The sequence below is a fragment of the Methylobacterium phyllosphaerae genome (assembly GCF_001936175.1).
Classification (GTDB): domain Bacteria; phylum Pseudomonadota; class Alphaproteobacteria; order Rhizobiales; family Beijerinckiaceae; genus Methylobacterium; species Methylobacterium fujisawaense.
The window spans coordinates 1,681,086-1,698,589 of sequence record NZ_CP015367.1 but is presented as its reverse complement, the minus strand read 5'-3'; the positions used below and the strand labels follow the sequence as shown (position 1 = coordinate 1,698,589).

Here is a 17,504-nt window from a genome sequence, read left to right as displayed (position 1 = left end):
ACCTGCGGTTCTGGCCGGCGGGGATGCGGCCGGGCCTGTGGCCCCGGCACCCGGAGGGGAGCAGGGCGGGATCTGGGTGGGACGGTGATCAGGCATCGGGTCAGGCATGAGCCGAGGCGCCGCCCGTCGCGATGGTCCGGGCGCGCTTGCCGTGGAAGTAGGAGCGCAGCCAGGGATGGTCGCTCGCCAGCATCTCGTCGATCGTGCCGGCGGCGATGATCTGGCCGTCGCCGAGCGCCGCGATGCGGTCGCAGGCGGTGTAGAGGCTGTCGAGGTCGTGGGTGACCATGAAGACGGTCAGGCCCAGCGTTTCCTTGAGGGTCGAGACGAGGTCGTCGAACTCGCCGGCGCCGATCGGGTCGAGGCCCGAGGTCGGCTCGTCGAGGAACAGGATCTCGGGGTCGAGGGCCAGGGAGCGGGCGAGCGCCGCGCGCTTGATCATGCCGCCCGACAGCTCCGAGGGCAGCTTGTCGGCGGCGTCGGGCTTCAGGCCGACCATCTCGATCTTGAGCCGGGCGAACTCGTCGAGGAGGCGTTCGGACAGGTTCAGGTGCTCGCGCATCGGCACCTGGATGTTCTGCTTGACGGTGAGCGCCGAGAACAGGGCCCCCTGCTGGAACAGCACGCCCCAGCGCTGCTCCATCCGGCGCCGCTCCGCGTAGGTGAGCTCGTCGACGTCCCGGCCGAACACCTCGATCGTGCCGGCCCGCTTGGGGTTGAGGCCCAGGATCGTCCGGGTGAGCACCGACTTGCCCTGGCCCGAGGGCCCGACGAAGCCGAGGATCTCACCGGCGCGGATGTCGAGGCTCAGACCCTTCAGGATGTTGCGGTCGCGGAATCCGACCACGAGGTCGCGCACGCGGATGATCGGGGCGGGGGCGGTCATCGGGTCGGCCTCAGAAGTCGATCGCGGCGAAGAACACCGCGAACAGGCCATCGAGGACGATGACCATGAAGATGGACTTCACCACCGACGCGGTGACGTGGCGGCCGAGCGATTCCGCCGAGCCTTCGACCGCGAAACCCTCGATCGTGGCGATCACCCCGATGGTCAGCGCCATGAACGGCGCCTTGATCAGGCCGACCATGACGTGGTGGACGCCCACCGCCGCCTGGAGCCGGACCAGGAACTGGTCGAGGGTCAGGCCGCCGTAGAGCATCGCGGTGAGGCCGCCGCCGGCGAGCGCCGCGAGGTCGCCGATCAGCGTCAGCATCGGCAGGCCGATCATCAGGGCGAGCACCCGGGGCACGATCAGGATCTCGACCGGGTCGAGGCCCATGACCCGGAGCGCGTCCACCTCCTCGCGCATGCGCATCGAGCCGATCTCGGCGGTGATCGCCGAGCCAGAGCGGCCGGCGACCATGATCGAGGTGAGCAGCACGCCCATCTCGCGCAGGATCAGCAGGCCGATCAGGTTGACCACGAAGGTCTGGGCGCCGAAGCGCTGGAGCTGGAAGATCCCCTGCTGGGCGACGATGCCGCCCACCAGGAACGAGATCAGCACGATGATCGGCGTGCCGTTGAGCGCCACCTGCTGGATCTGGTTGATCAGGGCGTTGCCGCGGAACGTGCCGGGCCGCAGGGCGACGCGTCCGCAGGCGGCGATCAGCTCGCCGAGGAAGGCGAGGGCGGTGACGAATTCATGGCCGCCCTGCACCGTCTGGCGCCCGGTGGCATCGAGCAGGCCGACGACCGGGCCGTGCCGCCGGGGCGGCGGCGCGTCCGGCTCGCGCAGGCGAACCTCCCCCAGAAGGGTGCGGTGCTCCGGCCGTGCGTTGAGATAGGTGAGGGCGCCCCCCGCCTGCTCGATCTCGGCGCGGGTCCGCTCCAGAACCCAGGCGCCGAGGGTGTCGAGGCGCTCGATGGCCGACAGGTCGACCGCCACCGGCCCGGCGCGGCCGGCCGCCGCGATGCCCGCGGCCGCGGCCTCGACGGCCGGGCCCTGGTCGGCGGTCCAGCGGCCGTCGAGCGTCAGACGGCCGTCGGCCGTCCGGTCCCGCAGCGCGGCGCCGGCCAAGGCGCCGGGAACAGTGCCCTCGCTCAGCAACACCCATACTCCTCGATCGAGGCACCACCCTGCCCGGCGGTTATGACGACATTACGGTTGACGATCCGTCTCCAACCTCACCCCTGAAGCGCGGCGTGAGGCCAGGGCGAGCCCCATGCCCGCGGCGGCGAGCGGCGCCATGAGCAGGAAGGCGAGGGGGCCGCCGGCCCGGTAGGCGACGCCGCTGCCCAGGGTCGCGACCACCGAGATCCCGGCATTGACCGCGCTGAGCGTGCCCTGCGCCCGGCCCCGGGCGCCGTCCGGGGCGTAGGCCGAGACCGCCGCCATGGCGCCGAGCTGCGTCGCCCCGAAGGTCAGGCCGTGGAGGCATTGCAGCGGCACCAGCGCGGCGAGATGGTCGCCGAGGAGGAACATGCCGACCGACCGCAGGATCGCCGCGACGGCCCCGGCGCCGAGGAGCCGCACCGGGCTGCGCCAGGCGGCGGGCAGGGCGGGCAGAGCGGCGAACAGGGCGATCTCGGCGAGCACCCCAGTCGCCCAGAGCGAGCCGACCCAGGCCGCCGGGATCCCCTGGCTGGTCCAGTAGATGCTGCCGAACCCGTAGATCGCCCCGTGGCTCGCCTGGATCGCGGCCGCCGCGCCGATGCACAGCCACAGCTTCAGCGGCAGCCGCGGCCGGCCGGCTCCCGCCGCGGACGGCGGCAGGGCCGCCACCGCGCGGCTGCGCCACGCCACCAGCGCCGCGCCGAGGGCGAGGCCGGTCAGCAGAAGCGGCACGGCGAGCCGCCCGCCCAGCGCCGTCAGAAGCACTCCGCCCGCGAGGTTCGCCAGCAGGAACGCGACGGAGCCCGCCATCCGGATCCGCGAATAGGCGAGGCGGGAATCCCCGCGCACGGCCGCGAGCGTCAGGTAGTCGATGCAGGGCACGAGGGGCGCGCCGGCGACCGCGTTGAGCACGATGAGCGCGGCGAGCCACGGCCAGGCGATCCCGGCTGCGGCCGGCATCAGCGCGTAGGTCAGGCTGAGCGCGAGGCTGCCGAGCAGGATCAGCCGGCGCGGGCCCAGGCCCCGGTCGAGCAGGCTCATGAGCGGGGCCGTGGCGGCGATCCGCGTGGCGATCGGCAGCGCGAGCAGGAGGCCGATCACCCTTGCATCGAGGCCCAGGGCGTCGAGCCACAGGGGCATGAACGGCATCGCGATGCCGATCTCGGTGAACACCACGGCGTAGAGCAGCGACAGGCGCGCCGGGCCGGACGGGCGGGGCAAGGCGGGTCTCGACGGGAGGGGCGGGGGCCGTAGGCCGTCCGTAAGCGCCCGTTAAAGGGAGTCTGTCAAATTCCCGGGGATTGGCGCGCACCTGGGCGGGCCGCTACCGCGCCCGCCGCCAGCGTCCAGAGAGGCCCATGTTCGGTTCCGTGACTCCGAGCGCGCATGCGTCGGCCGAGTACGAGGCGATCGAGGCGACGATCAGCGCCAGCGAGCGCGGCCGCTGGTTCCTCGCCGAATACGCCCGGCGCAACCGGGGCCCCGAAACCGAGGTGCTGCTCGGAGCGATCGCACGGCTGGAGCGGAGCGTCACCGCCGACCGCGGGCAGGAGGCTTTCGGCCACCTGCGCGGCAACCTTCTCGACATGGCCGACGCGATCAGCCGGACCAAGGGCGAGATCGCGGCGCTCAACGCCCCGAACAGCGACGAGACCCGGCTGACGCAGGCGTCGCTCGCCCTCGACGCCATCGTGCGCGAGACCGAGCAGGCCACCTCCGACATCCTCAGCGCCGCCGAGTCGATCCAGGAGGCGGCCTGGACCCTCCGCGAGCATGGGGCCGACGCGCAGGCCTGCGACGCCCTCGACCGCCACGCCACCGCGATCTACACCGCCTGCTCCTTCCAGGACCTGACCGCGCAGCGCACCGCCCGGATCGTCTACACCCTGCGCTACCTGGAGGACCGGGTCTCCGCGATGATCGCCATCTGGGGCGAGGACGCGGTGCGGGTGCCGCCCCACCGGAGCGCGCGGCCGGCCGGCGAGCCGGCCGATCTGAACCAGAGCGACGTTGACCGCTACATCGCCATGGACGTACCGGCCATCACGGTGGCCGCCCTCGTGGCGCGCCCCGGCAGCCCGGCGCTCCACGAGGATCTGGTGTTCCTCCCGGTCTCGGCGGAGGCCGAGCCGGATGCGGAAGCACCGGAGCGGGTCGCGGATTCCGAGCCGGAGGCCGTCGCGGCGCCGGTCGAAGAGATCGACAGGGTGGCCGACCTGGTGGCCGACCTGGTGGCCGACCTGGACACCGTTCCCGGGTTGGCCGACGAGCCCGAGACTGTCTCGCCCCCTGACACCGGCACCTTCGCCGAGGCCGCGCCGGAGCCCCACGCCGCGCCGGAGCCCCACGACCCGCTCGGAGCGGATATGGCCGATCTGGCCTGGGGCGAGGCCGTCGCGGCGGCCCCCGAGCCGGCCATGCCGCCGGAGGATCCGGCCCTGAGCTTCGCCGAGATCGCGGCGCTGACGCCGGAGCAGCGGCTCGCCCTGTTCGCCTGACGGCTTCCGAGCGAGGCCGACGCGGCCCCGGCCATCCGCGCGCACGGAAGACCGCGCCGCCGCATCCACCTGAGGCGGTTCGGCAGGCGCGTCCCGACGCGGACCCTGCTATCAGGGCCGCCCCCGGCAATCCTGAGCAAGCACGTCCGTGGCCCTGCACCTGATCAAGCTCTGCGTCGGCCCCGCCACCATCGCCGACCTCGAGGCCCGGCAGGCCCGGTTCCGGGAGGAGGCCCTCCGGGACGGCCGGCCCGCGGCCCCGTTCCACGTCACCCGCACCCTGCCCAAGCGTCACCGGGAGATCACCGGGCGCGGCTCGATCTACTGGGTGATCCGGGGGACTCTGTCCTGCCGGCAGGCGATCACCGCGATCGAACCGCTGACCGGCGAGGACGGCATCCCGCGCTGCCGGTTGGTCTTCGATCCGCGCCTCGTCCCGGTGGCGCCCCGGCCCTGCCGGCCCTTCCAGGGCTGGCGCTACCTCACGGCGCGCGACGCGCCGGCCGACCTCGGCGCCGAGGCGTCGGGGGACCTCGCCGAGATGCCCGAGGCCCTGCGGCGCGAGCTGGTCGGCCTCGGCCTGCTGTGAGGATATAGCGCCCCCCACCGCTCAGTCCCCCGCACGCCCTCCTGAGGCGCCGGCGCACGGCGGAGGCCGCGAAGGAGCCCTCCAGACGGCGCCGCGATCCCTGCCCCCCTCCGAGGCCCGCTGCCGCGGACCCCTCAGGTGAGGGAGAGGGTGGGACAGCTCTCACGCCGGCCTGCGAACCCGCCGGAGCCATCTCGGCCCCGGCGGGATCCGTCCTACGCCCCGTCGAAGCGCCCGCTGGCATGGGCCAGCATCGTGTAGACCTTGCCGGTCTCGGAGGTCAGGTAGGCATCGGTGCGCTTGGCGTCGCTGTCGTTCTTGACCACGTCGCCGAGCAGGCGCTCGAACTCGCTGACGTAGCGGTCGACGCTGCGGCGGAACTCCGCATCCGACCGGTACCGGCGCTGGATCTCCGCGAAGGTCGCCCGGCCCTGCGGCGTGTAGATCCGCGGGTCGAACAGGTTCGGCTCGCCCCGGCGGTACCGCTCCCACAGGTCGACCGCGGTCCGATGCTCGATCATCTTGGCGATGTCGGTCGAGATCGTGTCGAGGGCGATCCGCCCGGTCTCGGCGGCCGCCACCGCGGGCCGGCGGGCCGGCTGTGCGGGGGCCGGCGCGTCGGCAGCGGGAACCTCCTCCTCGTCGTCGTCCAGCGAGGCGCGGGTCAGCAGGTCGGACAGCCAGCCGCGCTTGTCGCCGGCCTGTGCCGGGCGGGCGGTCGCGGAGGGGCGGGGCGCCTCGATCCGGGCCGGGGCGGCGCGCGGCGCCGCCGCGGGGGCCGGGAGCGCCGGGGCGGCGGAGGCCGCCGGTGCGGCCGAAGGCGCGACCGAAGGCGCGGCCGCGGGGGCCGCGGCGGACGCGGCCGCGACGGCGCGGCCCCCGCCTTCCGCGACCCGGCGCTGGGGCTGGGCCTGCGGCTGGGCGACGTCGACCGAGCGACCGGAGCGGGAGACCAGGGACGACAGCTCGTTGAGCGCCTTGATCTGGTCCGCCACCACCCGGCGCATCTCGCCGGTGGCATCCTGCGTCTCGCGCGGCAGCTCGAGGACGCCCTTGGCGAGTTCGGCGCGGGTCGCGTCGAGTTCGCCGCGGATCGAGCCCGCCATCTCGCGCAGAGCCGAGAAGGAATCGCCGAAGCTGGCCTGGGCCTCCTGGAAGCCGCTGCGCATCTCGCGGGCCGCCTCCTCGATGACCTGCCGGACGCCCTGGGCGGCCTTCTCGCCCTCGGCGCTGGCGCTGTCCTTCAGGTCGGCGAAGGCGCTCGTCACCGAGGCCCCGGCGCCCTGGGCCGATTGGGCCAGGGACTCGCCGACGCTGCGGGCCCGCTCCTCGGCGGCGCGCAGGGTCTGCTCGATGGTCTGCGCCAGGGCGTTGCCGTTCTGCTCCAGGGCGGCGGCCCGGGCCTCGAAGGTGGCCAGCGCCTCGGTGAGCTTGGTCTCACGGCCCGACAGGGCCGAGTCCAGGCGCTCCTCGATGGCCGCCAGGGAGGCCGCGGCCCGGTCGAGGGCCGCCACGTGCGCGGCGGTCTGCTCGCCGAGGGAGCGGCCGCGGCCGTCGAGGGTCTCGGCGAGGCGCGAGGCCTCGCTGAGCGCCCCGTCGGCGGCGCCGCGCAGGGCCTCGACCTGGGCCGAGACGCCGGCGCTGGCGCGACCGGTCTCGGCGGCGATGCGCTCCAGGGCCCCCTGGACCTGCTCGATCCGGCCGGCGAGACCCCGCTCGATCGCGCCGAGGTTGGTGTCGGCCCCGGCCACGAGGTCGGTGAGCGCGGTGTTGGCGGCCTCGATCCGCTGCAGCAGGCTGCCGAGTTCGCGACCCATCCGGTCGTTGGTCTCGAACAGCTCCGAGAGGGTGCGGCCCGCGCCGTCCTCGACGGCGGCGCGCAGCAGCTCGGCCGAGGCCCGCGACTGCACGGCCAGTTCCTCGGTCCGCGCCCGCAGGCTCTCGGCCAGGGGCACGCCGGTCTCGGCGAGCGCCCGCTCGATCGCCTCGGCCCGGTCCGCGAGCGCCCGGGACAGGTCCATCATCGGCCCGTCGATGGCGCCGCGCAGGCGCTCGACATGGCCCTCCAGGCTGTCGCCGACCGCGCGGCCGCTGCCCTCGACGCTGGCGACGAGCGCGCCGCCGCGCTCCTCGATGGCGCGCACCAGGGTCTCGGCGCTCTCGGCGAGGCGGCGGGACAGGGCTTCGCCGCGGGCATCCACCAGGGCGCCGAGCGCCGTGGCACGGCGCTCGAACCCGGCCCCGAGGGCCTCGGTGCGGGCGTCGATCAGGCCGGCGAGCGCGGCCTCGCGGCGGCTGAGGGTCTCGGCCAGCGCCGCGTTGTGGGCGTCGACCTGCTCGGCATGGGCCCGCGCCCGCTCGTCGAGGGCGGCGACCAGGGACGCCGTGCGCTCGTCCATCAGGCCCGCGAAGGCCTCGTGGCGGTCGTCGAAGGCGGTGGCCAGGGTGTCGGCGCGCTGCGCCACCAGGGTCGCGAACAGCCGCATGCGGCTGTCGATGCGCTGGGTGAAGGCATCGGCACGGGCGTCGACGCCACGGGCCAGGGCCTCGCTCTGCGCCTCCACGGCCTGCGCCAGGGCCGCGGTGCGGCCCTCGACGATGCCGTCGAGATCCCGCAGCCGGGTGTCGAAGGCCTCGACCAGGGCGCCGGTACGACCCTCGACGACGCCGTCGAAATCGCGCAGCCGGGTGTCGAAGGTCTCGACCAGAGCGCCGGTACGGCCTCGGACGACGCCGTCGAGGTCGCGCAGCCGGGCGTCGAAGGTCTGAACCAGGGCGCCGGTGCGACCTTCGACGACGCCGTCGAGATCCCGCAGCCGGGTGTCGAAGACCTCCACGAGGGCGCCGGTACGGCCCTCGGCCGCCGCCACCAGGGCCTGGCTGCGGTCCTCCAGAAGCCCCTCGATCGACGCGCGGGCCTGCTCGAAGGTCGACCGCAGGGTCTCGATGCGCGCGTCGACGCGCTCGGACACGTCGCGGCCGGTGCCCTCGACCAGCACGCCGAGGCGGTTCTGCACCCGATCGAACAGGGTCTGCAGCTCGCCCGTCCGCTCCTTGAGGGTCTCGGCGAGCCGGTTCTCGCGCTCCTCGAGCAGGCCGGCGATGGCCGGGTTCACCCCCTCGATGGTCGCCTGGAGCGCCTGGGTGCGGTGCTCGATGGTCCCGGCGATCTGGCGGCCGCGGTTGTCCACGAGGCGGTCGATCTCGCCCTGCGCCCGCTCGAACAGGCCCTGAAGGTCCGAGAGGCGGGAATCCAGCAGGTCCGCCATCTGGGCGGGTGCCGCGTCGAGGGTCGCGCGCAGGCCCTCGGTCCGGGCCGCGATGGCGTCGGCGACGTCCTGGCCGCGTCCGTCCACGAGGTCGCGCAGGCCGGCCTGAGCCTCCTCGAAGAGGGTCTGCAGGCGCTGCGTGCGCGCGTCGAGGGTGGCGGCGAGCTGGCGCTCGCGGGTCTCGACCAGCGCCGAGACGGCGGCGGGCGCCTCCTCCAGCACCGCGCGCAGGGATTGGATGCGGGCATCGACCGTGGCGGCGAAGCGGCCGCCGCCGCCCTCGACCACGCCGTCGAGGGCCGCCTGGGCCTCCTCGAACAGGGTGCGCAGGGCCTGGGCCCGGGCGGTGAGGGTGTCGGCGAGGCGGTTGCCGCGGCCGTCGACCAGGCTCTCGAGATGGCCGAGCCGCTCGTCGAACAGGCTGCCGAGCTGGCGGGTCCGTTCGTCCAGGGCGCCGCTGGCGGAGCCGAACGCGCCCTCCAGGGCGGTGACCAGCGCCTGCCCGCGGCCGTCCAGCGCGGCGTGGATCGGGCCCATGCGGCCGTCGAGGGTGGCGGCCAGGGTGCCGGCGTGGTCGTCCAGCATGACGCGGATCTGGTTGGTCCGGTCGTCCAGCAGGGTGTGGACCGAGCGCACGCCCTCGTCGAGCAGGCCACTGATGTCGGCGGTGCGGCTCGACAGGGTGTGGCCCAGGCGGCCCTCGCCGGCATCGAGCATCCGCTCGGCATCCGCGATGGTCTGCTGGAGCTTGGCGAGCACGCTGTCGCCGCGCTGGTCGATCAGCTCGGCGAGGGAGGTGCCGCCGCGGTCGAGCAGGCGGGCCAGCTCGGTGATCCGGCCGCCGATCGCCCCGAACACGGCGCGGCCCTTCTCGTCGAGCTCGCCCGACATGGCGGCGATGCGCTCGTCGATGAGACGGCCGAGGAGGTCGGCGCGCTCGGCGAAGGCGGCGTGCACGGCCTCGGTGCGGGCGGTCAAAGCCGCGTCGGCGCTCTCGGTGCGCTCGTCCACCAGCCGGACCATCGACTCCGCACGGTTCGCCAGCGCGGACTCGAGGCCGCGGGTGGCCTCCTCGATGGTGCCGGTGAGGGCGCGGACGCGCTCGGCCATGGCGCCGTCGAGGCCGCCGGTCCGATCGGCGATCATCGCCACGAGGTCGCGGGTCCGGCCGGCCAGCTCCTCGTCCACCGCGCGGGTGCGCGCCTCGATGAGGCGGATCGCCTCGAAGGCCTGCACGCCGAAGCTCTCGTCCACGAGGCGGGCACGCTCGTCCAGGGTCTCGGCGATCGCCTGCAGGCGGCCGATGACGCCGGTGTCGAAATGGCCGGCGCTCTCCTCGATCCGGCGAGCGATCTCGCCCGTGTGCCGGGCGATGTCCTGGCCGAGGCCGTTGGTGCGGCCCTCCAGCATCTCCATCAGGCCGCGATGGCCCTCGGCCATGACCCGCGCCATCTCGTCGGTCCGGGCGCGCAGCGCCTCGTCCGCCGCGCTGGTGCGGCTGCCGAGATGACCGTCGATCTGGCCGACGAGGTCGGCCACGGTGGCGGCGATCGCGGCGGCCCGCTCCGCGGAGCGCGTCTCCAGGCCCCCGAGATGGGTCTCGATCAGGCTGCCGGCCTCGCGGGCCCGGGCCGTGATCGTCTCGGCCACGGCCTCGCCCTTGCCGGTGAGGAGCCGGTCCATCTCCTCCAGACGGGCGCCGACGGTCTCGCCGAGGGCGGCGGTGTCGCGGCCGATCCGGTCGGCCAGGATGTCGCCGCGGGCGATGGTCTCCTGCAGGGCGGCGAGGCGGCTGCCCAGCGTCTCGTCGATCGCCCGGACCCGGCCGTCGGCGGTCTCGGCGAAGCTCGCACCGGTCTGGCTGAGAGTGTCGGCGATGCGGGCGCCCTGGCTCGCCACGGCGAGCACGATGTCGCGGCCGGTGCCGCTGATCCGGGCCTGGGTCTCGTCGGCATGGCTGGCGAGCAGCTCGGCGACGCCGCGGCCATGCGCGCCGAAGGCCGCTTCCATCTCGCCGATCCGGGCGGCGAGGTCGGCCGAGATGGCGCGGGCGGCCTCGGCGAGGCTGCCGGTGGCGTCGCCGGTCCGGGCGGCGAGTTCGCGGTTGAGGTCGTCGAGGGCGGCGCGGACGGCCGAGACGGCGGCCGTGCCGCGCTCGCCGAGTTCCGTGCCGGCGCGGTCGGCGGCGTCGCGGAACCGGGCGGTGAGGATCGCGGTCTCGGCCTCCACGGCGCCGGTGACCTCGCCGGAGGCGGTGCGCAGGGTCTCCAGGGCCGCGGTGAGCCGGGCGGCGGCATCCCGCGTCTGCGTCTCGGCGGCCTGGCCGGCCTGATCGGCGGCGGCGCGCAGCGCTGCGGCGGCCTCCTCGGTGCGCGCCGACAGGGTGGTGGCGGAATCCGCGACCCGGCGCTCGAACACCCGCACGGCCTCAAGGGTCCGGGCCTCGACCGCGCCGGTGGCCTCGTCGGTCGTGCCGCGCAGGGCGCTGGTGGCCGCCTCGGCCCCGCGCTGGAGCGCCGCGACCGCCTCGGCGGTGCGGCCGTCGATCTCGCCCGACAGGCTCTCGACGGTGCCCCGCAGGGATTGGACCGCCGAGGAGGCCCCCGCCTCGAAGCCCTGGCCCAGGGCCGCGAAGGCGGCCTCCAGGCGCGCCGCCACCGTCTCGGTCCGGTGCGCGATGCTGCCGCCGGCCTGCTCGGCCGCGGCTGCGACCCGGTGCTCCAGGTCCGCGGCCCGAACCGTCACGGTCTCGTCGAGGCGCGCCGCGATGCCGTCCATCCGCTCGGCGAGGGCGCTTCCGCGCTCCGACAGCCCTTCGGCGATCCGCTCGGCGGTGCCGACGAGGTCGTCGCGCACGGCGCCGGCACGGGCCGTCAGGGTCTCGCCGGCGCCGCTGGCCGCCAGCGCCAGGGCAGCCTGGGCATCGCGCCCGCGGCCCTCGATCGTCTCGGCGACCGACAGGCCGGCGCTCTCGATCTCGGCGCGCAGCGCGAGGCCGCGGCCGGCGATGTCCTGGGTGAGGGCCGAGCCGGTCTCGGCGAAGCGGGCGGTGATGTCGGCGCCCATCGCGCCGAAGCGCTCGGTCAGCTCCGAGCCCCGGGACAGGAAGACGGATTCCAGCCCCGTCACGGATCGCTCGAAGCTCTCGCGCACGGTGCCGGCCTGGCGCTCCAGCGCGTCGCTGACGCGGCTGCCGGTCTCCTCCAGGGTCCGGGTGAGGGCGCCGGCATTCTCGGACAGGCGATCGGCCAGGGTGGTGCCGGCGGCCTGGAAGGCGCCGGTCGCCGCGCCGGCGCGATCCTCGAAGCTGCGGGTCAGGGTCTCGCCGACCTCCTGGATGGCGCCGCGCACCTCCTGGCTGGTGGCCGCGAGGGTGTCGACGAGGTCGCTGCCGCGGGCGGTCATGAGGTTGACCACCCGGTCGCCGGCCTCGCCCAGGGAGGCGGTGATCGCGGCGCCGCGGGTCTCCAGGGCGCCGGTCACCCGCTCACCCGCGCCGGTCACGGCCGAGACGATCCGGTCCGAGGCGCCTTCCAGGTCCTGGCTCAGGCTCTGGTGGGAGCCGGCAATGGCGCTGCGCACCCGGTCGGCGTTGGTGACGATCGCCTCGCGCTGGGCCACGAGCTCGTCCACGAGGGAGCGGATGCGGATCTCGTTGTCGGAATAGGCCCGCTCCAGGGTGGCGATCTCGCCCCGGACCAGGGTCTCCAGCTCGCCGGCCCGGGCGAGCGCCCGCTCGACGCCGTCGCCCACCGCCGCCACCTCGCGGCGCACGGTCTGCGACATGGTCAGGACCGCGTCGGTGGAGAAGCTCTCGGGCTCGGCCAGACGCACCGCGACCTCGCCCACCGCACGGGCGACGAGGCGCATCTCCTGGGCGCGCACCGCCAGCATGGCGGCGATCACGAACAGCACCACCGGGCCGAACAGCGCCGCGGCGCCGACGCTCGCCTGCAGGGCAGAGAGCCCCGACACGACGGCGCGCAGGTCGCCCTCGGACTTCGACCATGCGATCAGCACCAGGGCGCCGATCCAGACGGCGCCGGCGGCGAGCGCGAGCAGGTAGGGCTTGGGCGAGGAGCGCACCCGCAGGGTCTGCTGCAGGATGCCGATGTTGCGCCGGTCGTCGTTGGCCACCAGCGAGCGGTCGGGGGGCAGGAGCCCGCCCTCGCGGCGCGGGCGGTCCAGGCCCGGCGGCGGCAGGTCGGAGGCGAGCGGCGGGTCGAGATCGAGGCGCGGCGGCATGGTCCGCCCGGCGGCATCGAGGCCGCCGTCGAGGAGCGGCTCGGCGTCACCTACATCGGGCAGGCGTGGCTCGGCGCGGCCATCGGTGCCGTTCGGCGTCAGGGCGTCGAGGTTCAGCGCCTGCTCGATCGCAGAGAGCGCGGCCTCGGCCGGGTCCTTCAGCTTCTTCTCGGTCGCCATTCAACGCCTCGTTACACGGGTTCACCGACGCCTTGGGGAAGGCTGATGCCGGAGACGCAACGCCCCGTTTACCATTACAAGACTAAACTCAGGCAGCGACTGCCGATACCCGAGCCCTCGACTGGCCCCAGAAAACGTTAACCGAATGGTTACCGCGCCCGTCGCTCACCGCGTCCACCATCCTGCCGCAGGGGAGGGGTCCGGCGCGATCCCCACCCGGCGAATCAGGGGGTGAATTGTGTGGATCAGATCCGCAATCCCCGACGAATCCGGATGCCGGGAGCCCGAGCATGCAGGCCATCGACCCCGCGGAACTGGACGCCCAGACCGGTGGCGACGCCGATCTGGCCCGTGAGGTCCTGGATCTGTTCGCCGGCCAGTGCCGGTCGATCCTGCCGCGCCTCGCCGACCCGGCCGTGCCGCGGGACACGCGCGCCGACCTCGCCCATACCCTGAAGGGCTCGGCCGCCGGCGTCGGGGCCGTGCGCGTGCGGGCCCTGGCGGATGCCGCGGAGGCGCGCCTACGGGACGGCACCGGGCCCGTGCCGGTCGACGACCTCGCGGACGCGGTCGCGCAAGCGCTGGCGGAGATCGCGGAGGCCCGGGCCTGACGGGGTCGCCGCAATGCGGCGATCGATCCGGGACCGGTGTCTAATGCCGCGCTTGCATTCCGCGTTTCCAGCCGCCAAGCAGGCACGCCGCCCGTCGGACAGAGTGCGCTCGACGCGAGCCCGGAGCCCCCAGCATGCCCAAGATCACCTACGTCGACCACGCCGGGACGGAGCGGACCGTCGAAGGCAGCGTCGGCGCGACCGTGATGGAGACGGCTCTGCGCAACAACGTGCCGGGCATCGACGCGGAGTGCGGCGGCGCCTGCGCCTGCGCCACCTGCCACGTCTACGTCGCCGACGCGTGGATCGAGGTGGTCGGCAAGGCCCAGGACATGGAGCAGGACATGCTCGACTTCGCCAGCGACGTCCGCGAGAATTCCCGCCTGTCCTGCCAGATCAAGATCACCCCGGCGCTCGATGGACTCGTGGTGACGACGCCGTCCCAGCAGGGCTGACAGGCCCTCCGATCGCGGAGCCGGCCGGGCCACGATGTCGCGGAGCGTCCCGATCCCCGCACCCTCATCCTGAGGCGCCGGAGCGCAACGGAGGCCTCGCAGGAGCCCTCCAGTCAGCGCCGCGATCCCTCGCGCCCGCCTTCGAGGCCCGCAGACGCGGGCACCTCAGGATGAGGCCGCGGATCGGCGCGACGAAGCCGGGGCATACCGAGCCTCACCGCACCAGCGCCCGGGCCGCCGCGTCGAGCCCGTCCAGGGTGAGGGGGAACATCCGGCCGGCGATCAGCCGCTGCATCATGCCGATCGACTGGGTGTAGCCCCAGTGCGTCTCGGGCACCGGGTTCAGCCACGCCGCCTTCGGGAAATGGTCGAGGAGCCGCTGCATCCAGACGGCGCCGGCCTCCGCGTTCCAGTGCTCCACCGAGCCGCCCGGTGTCGCGATCTCGTAGGGGCTCATCGAGGCGTCGCCCACGAAGACGAGCCGGTAGTCGCTGCCATAGGTGCGGATCACGTCGAGCAGCGGCGTCTGCGCCTCGTGCCGCCGCCGGTTCTCGGTCCAGACCGCCTCGTAGGGGCAGTTGTGGAAGTAGTAATGCGCGAGGTGCTTGAACTCCGAGCGCGCCGCCGAGAACAGCGCCTCCGCCTGCTCGATGTGCCAGTCCATCGAGCCGCCGACATCGAGGAACAGCAGCACCTTCACGGCGTTGCGCCGCTCCGGCCGCAGCTTCACGTCGATATAGCCCTGGCGGGCGCTCGCCCGGATCGTACCGTCGAGGTCGAGTTCCTCGGCCGCCCCCGTCCGGGCGAAGCGGCGCAGGCGCCGGAGGGCGAGGCGTAGGTTGCGCGCGCCGATCTCGCGGTCGTCGTCGAGATCCTTGAATTCCCGCTTGTCCCAGACCTTCACCGCCCGGAAGTTGCGGTTCCCGTCCTGGCCGATCCGGATCCCCTCGGGGTTGTAGCCGTAGGCGCCGAAGGGCGACGTCCCGCCGGTGCCGATCCATTTCGAGCCGCCCTGGTGGCGCCCCTTCTGCTCGGCGAGCCGCTGCTTCAGGGTCTCGAACAGCTTGTCCCAGCCGAGCGCCTTCAACTCCGCCTTCTCGGCCTCGGTCAGGTACTTCTCGGTGAGCTTGCGCAGCCACTCCTCGGGGATCGCCGCGGGCTCGACCGCCTCGCCGCGGGTCTGAAGCCCCTTGAACACCGTGCCGAACACCCGGTCGAACCGGTCGAGATGCGCCTCGTCCTTCACGAGCGCCGTCCGCGACAGGAAGTAGAACGCCTCGACATCGTGCCCGGCGAGGCCCCGGTCCAGGGCGCCGAGCAGGATGAGGTACTCCTTCAGGGAGACGGGGACCTTGGCGTCCCGGAGGGCCGTGAAGAACTGCAGCAGCATCCCGGGAGAACGCGCCAGCCGGGCGCCCGGGTCAAGCCCGCGCGAATCGGCCAAGGCCGCGCCGGGCGGCGCAGGACTTTCTGGGCCGGATTTCGAGTCTTCGGCGATGGTCGACAAGATTCATCGCCGTCGACGCGGCCGGATCTCGGGCCGAAGCGAGTCTCTCCGGGCCGATGGGACTCATAACCTGGGCATAAGTTGTCGAATCTGTTGATATGTGCCCGGACAAGCCTCGCCCGGTCACTCAATCGGTCATGGGAATCGCTCAACTCGGGGCATCGAGTGTGTGCGGACGCGGCGACGCGGTCCGGACCGGACTGGCGAGGAGACCTGCGATGGCGGTCATCCTGCGGAATCTGACGGAATTCAAGCGGTTTCTCGGGAAGCCGGGGGCGACGATTCAGCTGGTGCGCAACACCTTCATGGATCGCCAGCCGGAGGCGACCCGGGACGCGTATCGCGACAAGGGCATGTATGCCCCTCGGGCGGTGCAGGCCCTGTCGCGCAAGGCGGCGGTCTTCACCCTGCGCGGCTATCCCGGCACGGTCTGGCTCTATTGGGACAAGGGCGCCCGCGGCTGGCGCTTCTCCGGCGACACCGTGACGGTGCCCCTGGTCACCGGCCTCGGGCCGGCGGACGAGCTGGTCTACCGGTGCAGCTTCGCCGACGGGTTCGAGCCGGCGCCGCGCAGCCGCGTGACGCGGCGGCCCAAGCACGAGGACGCGCAGCCCGCCCTGATCTGACGGCATCGGCGGCTTGCGCGCACCGGCCCGCTTCAGGCCATGCCGGCCACCGCGGCGGCGCGTGCCGCCCGCGTGAGTCCGGACGCGACCTTGTACTCCGTCGGCGTCTGCCCGAAGCGCTCCTTGAAGCGGCGGGAGAAGTGCGCCTGGCTGGCGAACCCGCATTGATACGCGATCAGGCCGACCGGCACGACGCCGTTGACCGGATCGGCCAGCTTCGCGTGTGCCAATTGCAGACGGCGCTCCCACATCCAATCCATCAGTGCGATATTCTCCGCGCTGGCCACCTCCTGAAGCCGGCGGACCGAGATATTGAGCGCGGCCGCGACATCGTTGATCGACAGGCCCTCGACGCCGATATGGTCGATGATGAAAGCCCGCGCCCGGCTGAGGATCGCGGCGCCGCCCAGGGACCGAGGCGCGTCGGACTCCACTTTCTCCGCAAAGCCGGCCGCGATGAGTTGGACGGCAATCGCAGCCACGCGCGCCTGGCAGGCCGGATCGAGGGTCGCGCCATGCTTGATCAACGCGGACAGGTACGAGACGATGATAGGAAAGCTGGTCTGCGTCGCGTCGATCGACAATCCCGTCAGGCACCGGGCCGGCCCCATCGCCAGCTCCAGCACGGCCCGCGGGATGAAGACATTGATGATGTCTAAGCCTTCAGGATGGGCACCTAGGAAGGGCTGGGTGTTGTCCAGGAGCGAGATCCCGCCGGTACTGGATCGATGGTATTGACCGTGATCCAGATTGAAGGTCCGCTCCGACGCCAGGATGACGAGATAGAAATCGTTATCCGACGATCGGATGTGAGACCGCGTCCGGACCATGGCGTGGGGCGATCCGACGTAGTGCGCGATCGTGAGGTTGTCGACGGTCAGAGTGTTCAACGCGGCGCGAAAGTTCTTTCGCTCCAGATCGACAAACTCGAAACTGCCGAACATGGTTCGGCATGCCTCAATCCAGTAATCGAAACGCGCCTGGAGCGGCACCGCCTCCGTATTCATCCGCACGGTCGCGTATTCTGATATGTCCCGATCACCGCCGACCCGCGGAAATCGGCCGTCCCCCTCATACATCGCGACCTCGCTCGACGCCGCACGCACGGATCGGCGGGAAGACCCGGATCGCGAGCCGGTCTTGCGCCGCCGGTTGAACGTTACGTGACGCGCAGAACATCAGGAGACCGCTTTTAGCCATCACGGGCTTCACCTCGCATCAGACGCGCACCGGTCGAATGCCGCAATCCTACATGGCGAAATCTTGAGCCAATCTCACCTGCAATCGCACCGCGCCCTCAGAGGCACCTGCGGGCGAAGACAAAATTCGCAGAGATCGAATCGATGTCAGCCAAACAAAGAACTACTTAGGCAAATATTCCGTAATATCGTATTTGAACACGCGACCCCTAGCAGCACGCACTACAGACTTCACGCGAAAAAAATTTGGCGCCGCTTTCTGTTCGAATCA

11 protein-coding genes are annotated in these 17,504 nt (G+C 72.9%); 5 read left to right on the top strand and 6 right to left on the bottom strand.

The window, feature by feature from the left end; translation table 11 throughout:
* Positions 1 to 100 precede the first annotated feature (100 nt).
* From MCBMB27_RS07445 to MCBMB27_RS07435, 3 genes are read right to left on the bottom strand one after another with little or no spacing between them, the layout of a single operon-like run.
* On the bottom strand, positions 101 to 886 hold the full coding sequence (locus MCBMB27_RS07445; protein ID WP_170861809.1) for an ABC transporter ATP-binding protein: 786 nt from the start codon (positions 884 to 886) through the stop codon (positions 101 to 103).
* Between the two features lie 10 nt (positions 887 to 896).
* Positions 897 to 2,051 (bottom strand): ABC transporter permease, encoded by a 1,155-nt coding sequence (locus MCBMB27_RS07440; RefSeq protein WP_043355836.1) that lies wholly within the window; start codon positions 2,049 to 2,051, stop codon positions 897 to 899.
* A gap of 48 nt (positions 2,052 to 2,099) precedes the next feature.
* Positions 2,100 to 3,275, bottom strand: a complete 1,176-nt coding sequence (locus MCBMB27_RS07435; RefSeq protein WP_075380154.1) for an MFS transporter — start codon at positions 3,273 to 3,275, stop codon at positions 2,100 to 2,102.
* 137 nt (positions 3,276 to 3,412) lie between these two features.
* Between MCBMB27_RS07435 and MCBMB27_RS07430 the strand changes: the two genes are divergently transcribed.
* Both MCBMB27_RS07430 and MCBMB27_RS07425 read left to right on the top strand, forming a co-directional pair.
* Entirely contained in the window at positions 3,413 to 4,552 is a 1,140-nt protein-coding gene (locus MCBMB27_RS07430) for a hypothetical protein (protein ID WP_075380153.1), read from the top strand.
* Positions 4,553 to 4,700: 148 nt separating this feature from the next.
* The gene (locus tag MCBMB27_RS07425; RefSeq protein ID WP_053608474.1) at positions 4,701 to 5,141 is read left to right on the top strand and encodes a DUF1489 family protein; all 441 of its coding nucleotides are present in this window, start codon (positions 4,701 to 4,703) and stop codon (positions 5,139 to 5,141) included.
* Positions 5,142 to 5,356: 215 nt separating this feature from the next.
* Here the strand turns inward: MCBMB27_RS07425 and MCBMB27_RS07420 are convergent, their stop codons facing one another.
* Positions 5,357 to 12,835, bottom strand: a complete 7,479-nt coding sequence (locus MCBMB27_RS07420) for an apolipoprotein A-IV repeat region-like domain-containing protein (protein ID WP_075380152.1) — start codon at positions 12,833 to 12,835, stop codon at positions 5,357 to 5,359.
* A gap of 290 nt (positions 12,836 to 13,125) precedes the next feature.
* Here MCBMB27_RS07420 and MCBMB27_RS07415 point away from each other — a divergent pair, with 290 nt between their 5' ends.
* Complete coding sequence (locus MCBMB27_RS07415) at positions 13,126 to 13,446, top strand: Hpt domain-containing protein (RefSeq protein ID WP_075380151.1); 321 nt, start codon at positions 13,126 to 13,128, stop codon at positions 13,444 to 13,446.
* Between the two features lie 134 nt (positions 13,447 to 13,580).
* Positions 13,581 to 13,901, top strand: coding sequence for a 2Fe-2S iron-sulfur cluster-binding protein (locus tag MCBMB27_RS07410; protein WP_043347410.1), 321 nt, complete (start codon positions 13,581 to 13,583; stop codon positions 13,899 to 13,901).
* 214 nt (positions 13,902 to 14,115) lie between these two features.
* Here the strand turns inward: MCBMB27_RS07410 and MCBMB27_RS07405 are convergent, their stop codons facing one another.
* The gene (locus MCBMB27_RS07405; RefSeq protein ID WP_075380150.1) at positions 14,116 to 15,291 is read right to left on the bottom strand and encodes a vWA domain-containing protein; all 1,176 of its coding nucleotides are present in this window, start codon (positions 15,289 to 15,291) and stop codon (positions 14,116 to 14,118) included.
* Positions 15,292 to 15,626: 335 nt separating this feature from the next.
* On the opposite strand from MCBMB27_RS07405, the gene MCBMB27_RS07400 reads away from it, so the two are divergent.
* Complete coding sequence (locus MCBMB27_RS07400; RefSeq protein ID WP_043347415.1) at positions 15,627 to 16,034, top strand: hypothetical protein; 408 nt, start codon at positions 15,627 to 15,629, stop codon at positions 16,032 to 16,034.
* A gap of 32 nt (positions 16,035 to 16,066) precedes the next feature.
* On the opposite strand, the gene MCBMB27_RS07395 is transcribed toward MCBMB27_RS07400, so the two are convergent.
* Positions 16,067 to 17,113 (bottom strand): helix-turn-helix domain-containing protein, encoded by a 1,047-nt coding sequence (locus tag MCBMB27_RS07395; RefSeq protein ID WP_075380149.1) that lies wholly within the window; start codon positions 17,111 to 17,113, stop codon positions 16,067 to 16,069.
* Positions 17,114 to 17,504 lie beyond the last annotated feature (391 nt).

What these genes read in the sequence shown, in the direction of transcription:
- MCBMB27_RS07395 (WP_075380149.1), bottom strand. Translation starts at nt 17,113, where the DNA reads ATGTATGAGGGGGACGGCCGATTTCCGCGGGTCGGCGGTGATCGGGAC.
- MCBMB27_RS07410 (WP_043347410.1), top strand. Translation starts at nt 13,581, where the DNA reads ATGCCCAAGATCACCTACGTCGACCACGCCGGGACGGAGCGGACCGTC.
- MCBMB27_RS07445 (WP_170861809.1), bottom strand. Translation starts at nt 886, where the DNA reads ATGACCGCCCCCGCCCCGATCATCCGCGTGCGCGACCTCGTGGTCGGA.
- MCBMB27_RS07420 (WP_075380152.1), bottom strand. Translation starts at nt 12,835, where the DNA reads ATGGCGACCGAGAAGAAGCTGAAGGACCCGGCCGAGGCCGCGCTCTCT.
- MCBMB27_RS07400 (WP_043347415.1), top strand. Translation starts at nt 15,627, where the DNA reads ATGGCGGTCATCCTGCGGAATCTGACGGAATTCAAGCGGTTTCTCGGG.
- MCBMB27_RS07415 (WP_075380151.1), top strand. Translation starts at nt 13,126, where the DNA reads ATGCAGGCCATCGACCCCGCGGAACTGGACGCCCAGACCGGTGGCGAC.
- MCBMB27_RS07430 (WP_075380153.1), top strand. Translation starts at nt 3,413, where the DNA reads ATGTTCGGTTCCGTGACTCCGAGCGCGCATGCGTCGGCCGAGTACGAG.
- MCBMB27_RS07405 (WP_075380150.1), bottom strand. Translation starts at nt 15,291, where the DNA reads ATGCTGCTGCAGTTCTTCACGGCCCTCCGGGACGCCAAGGTCCCCGTC.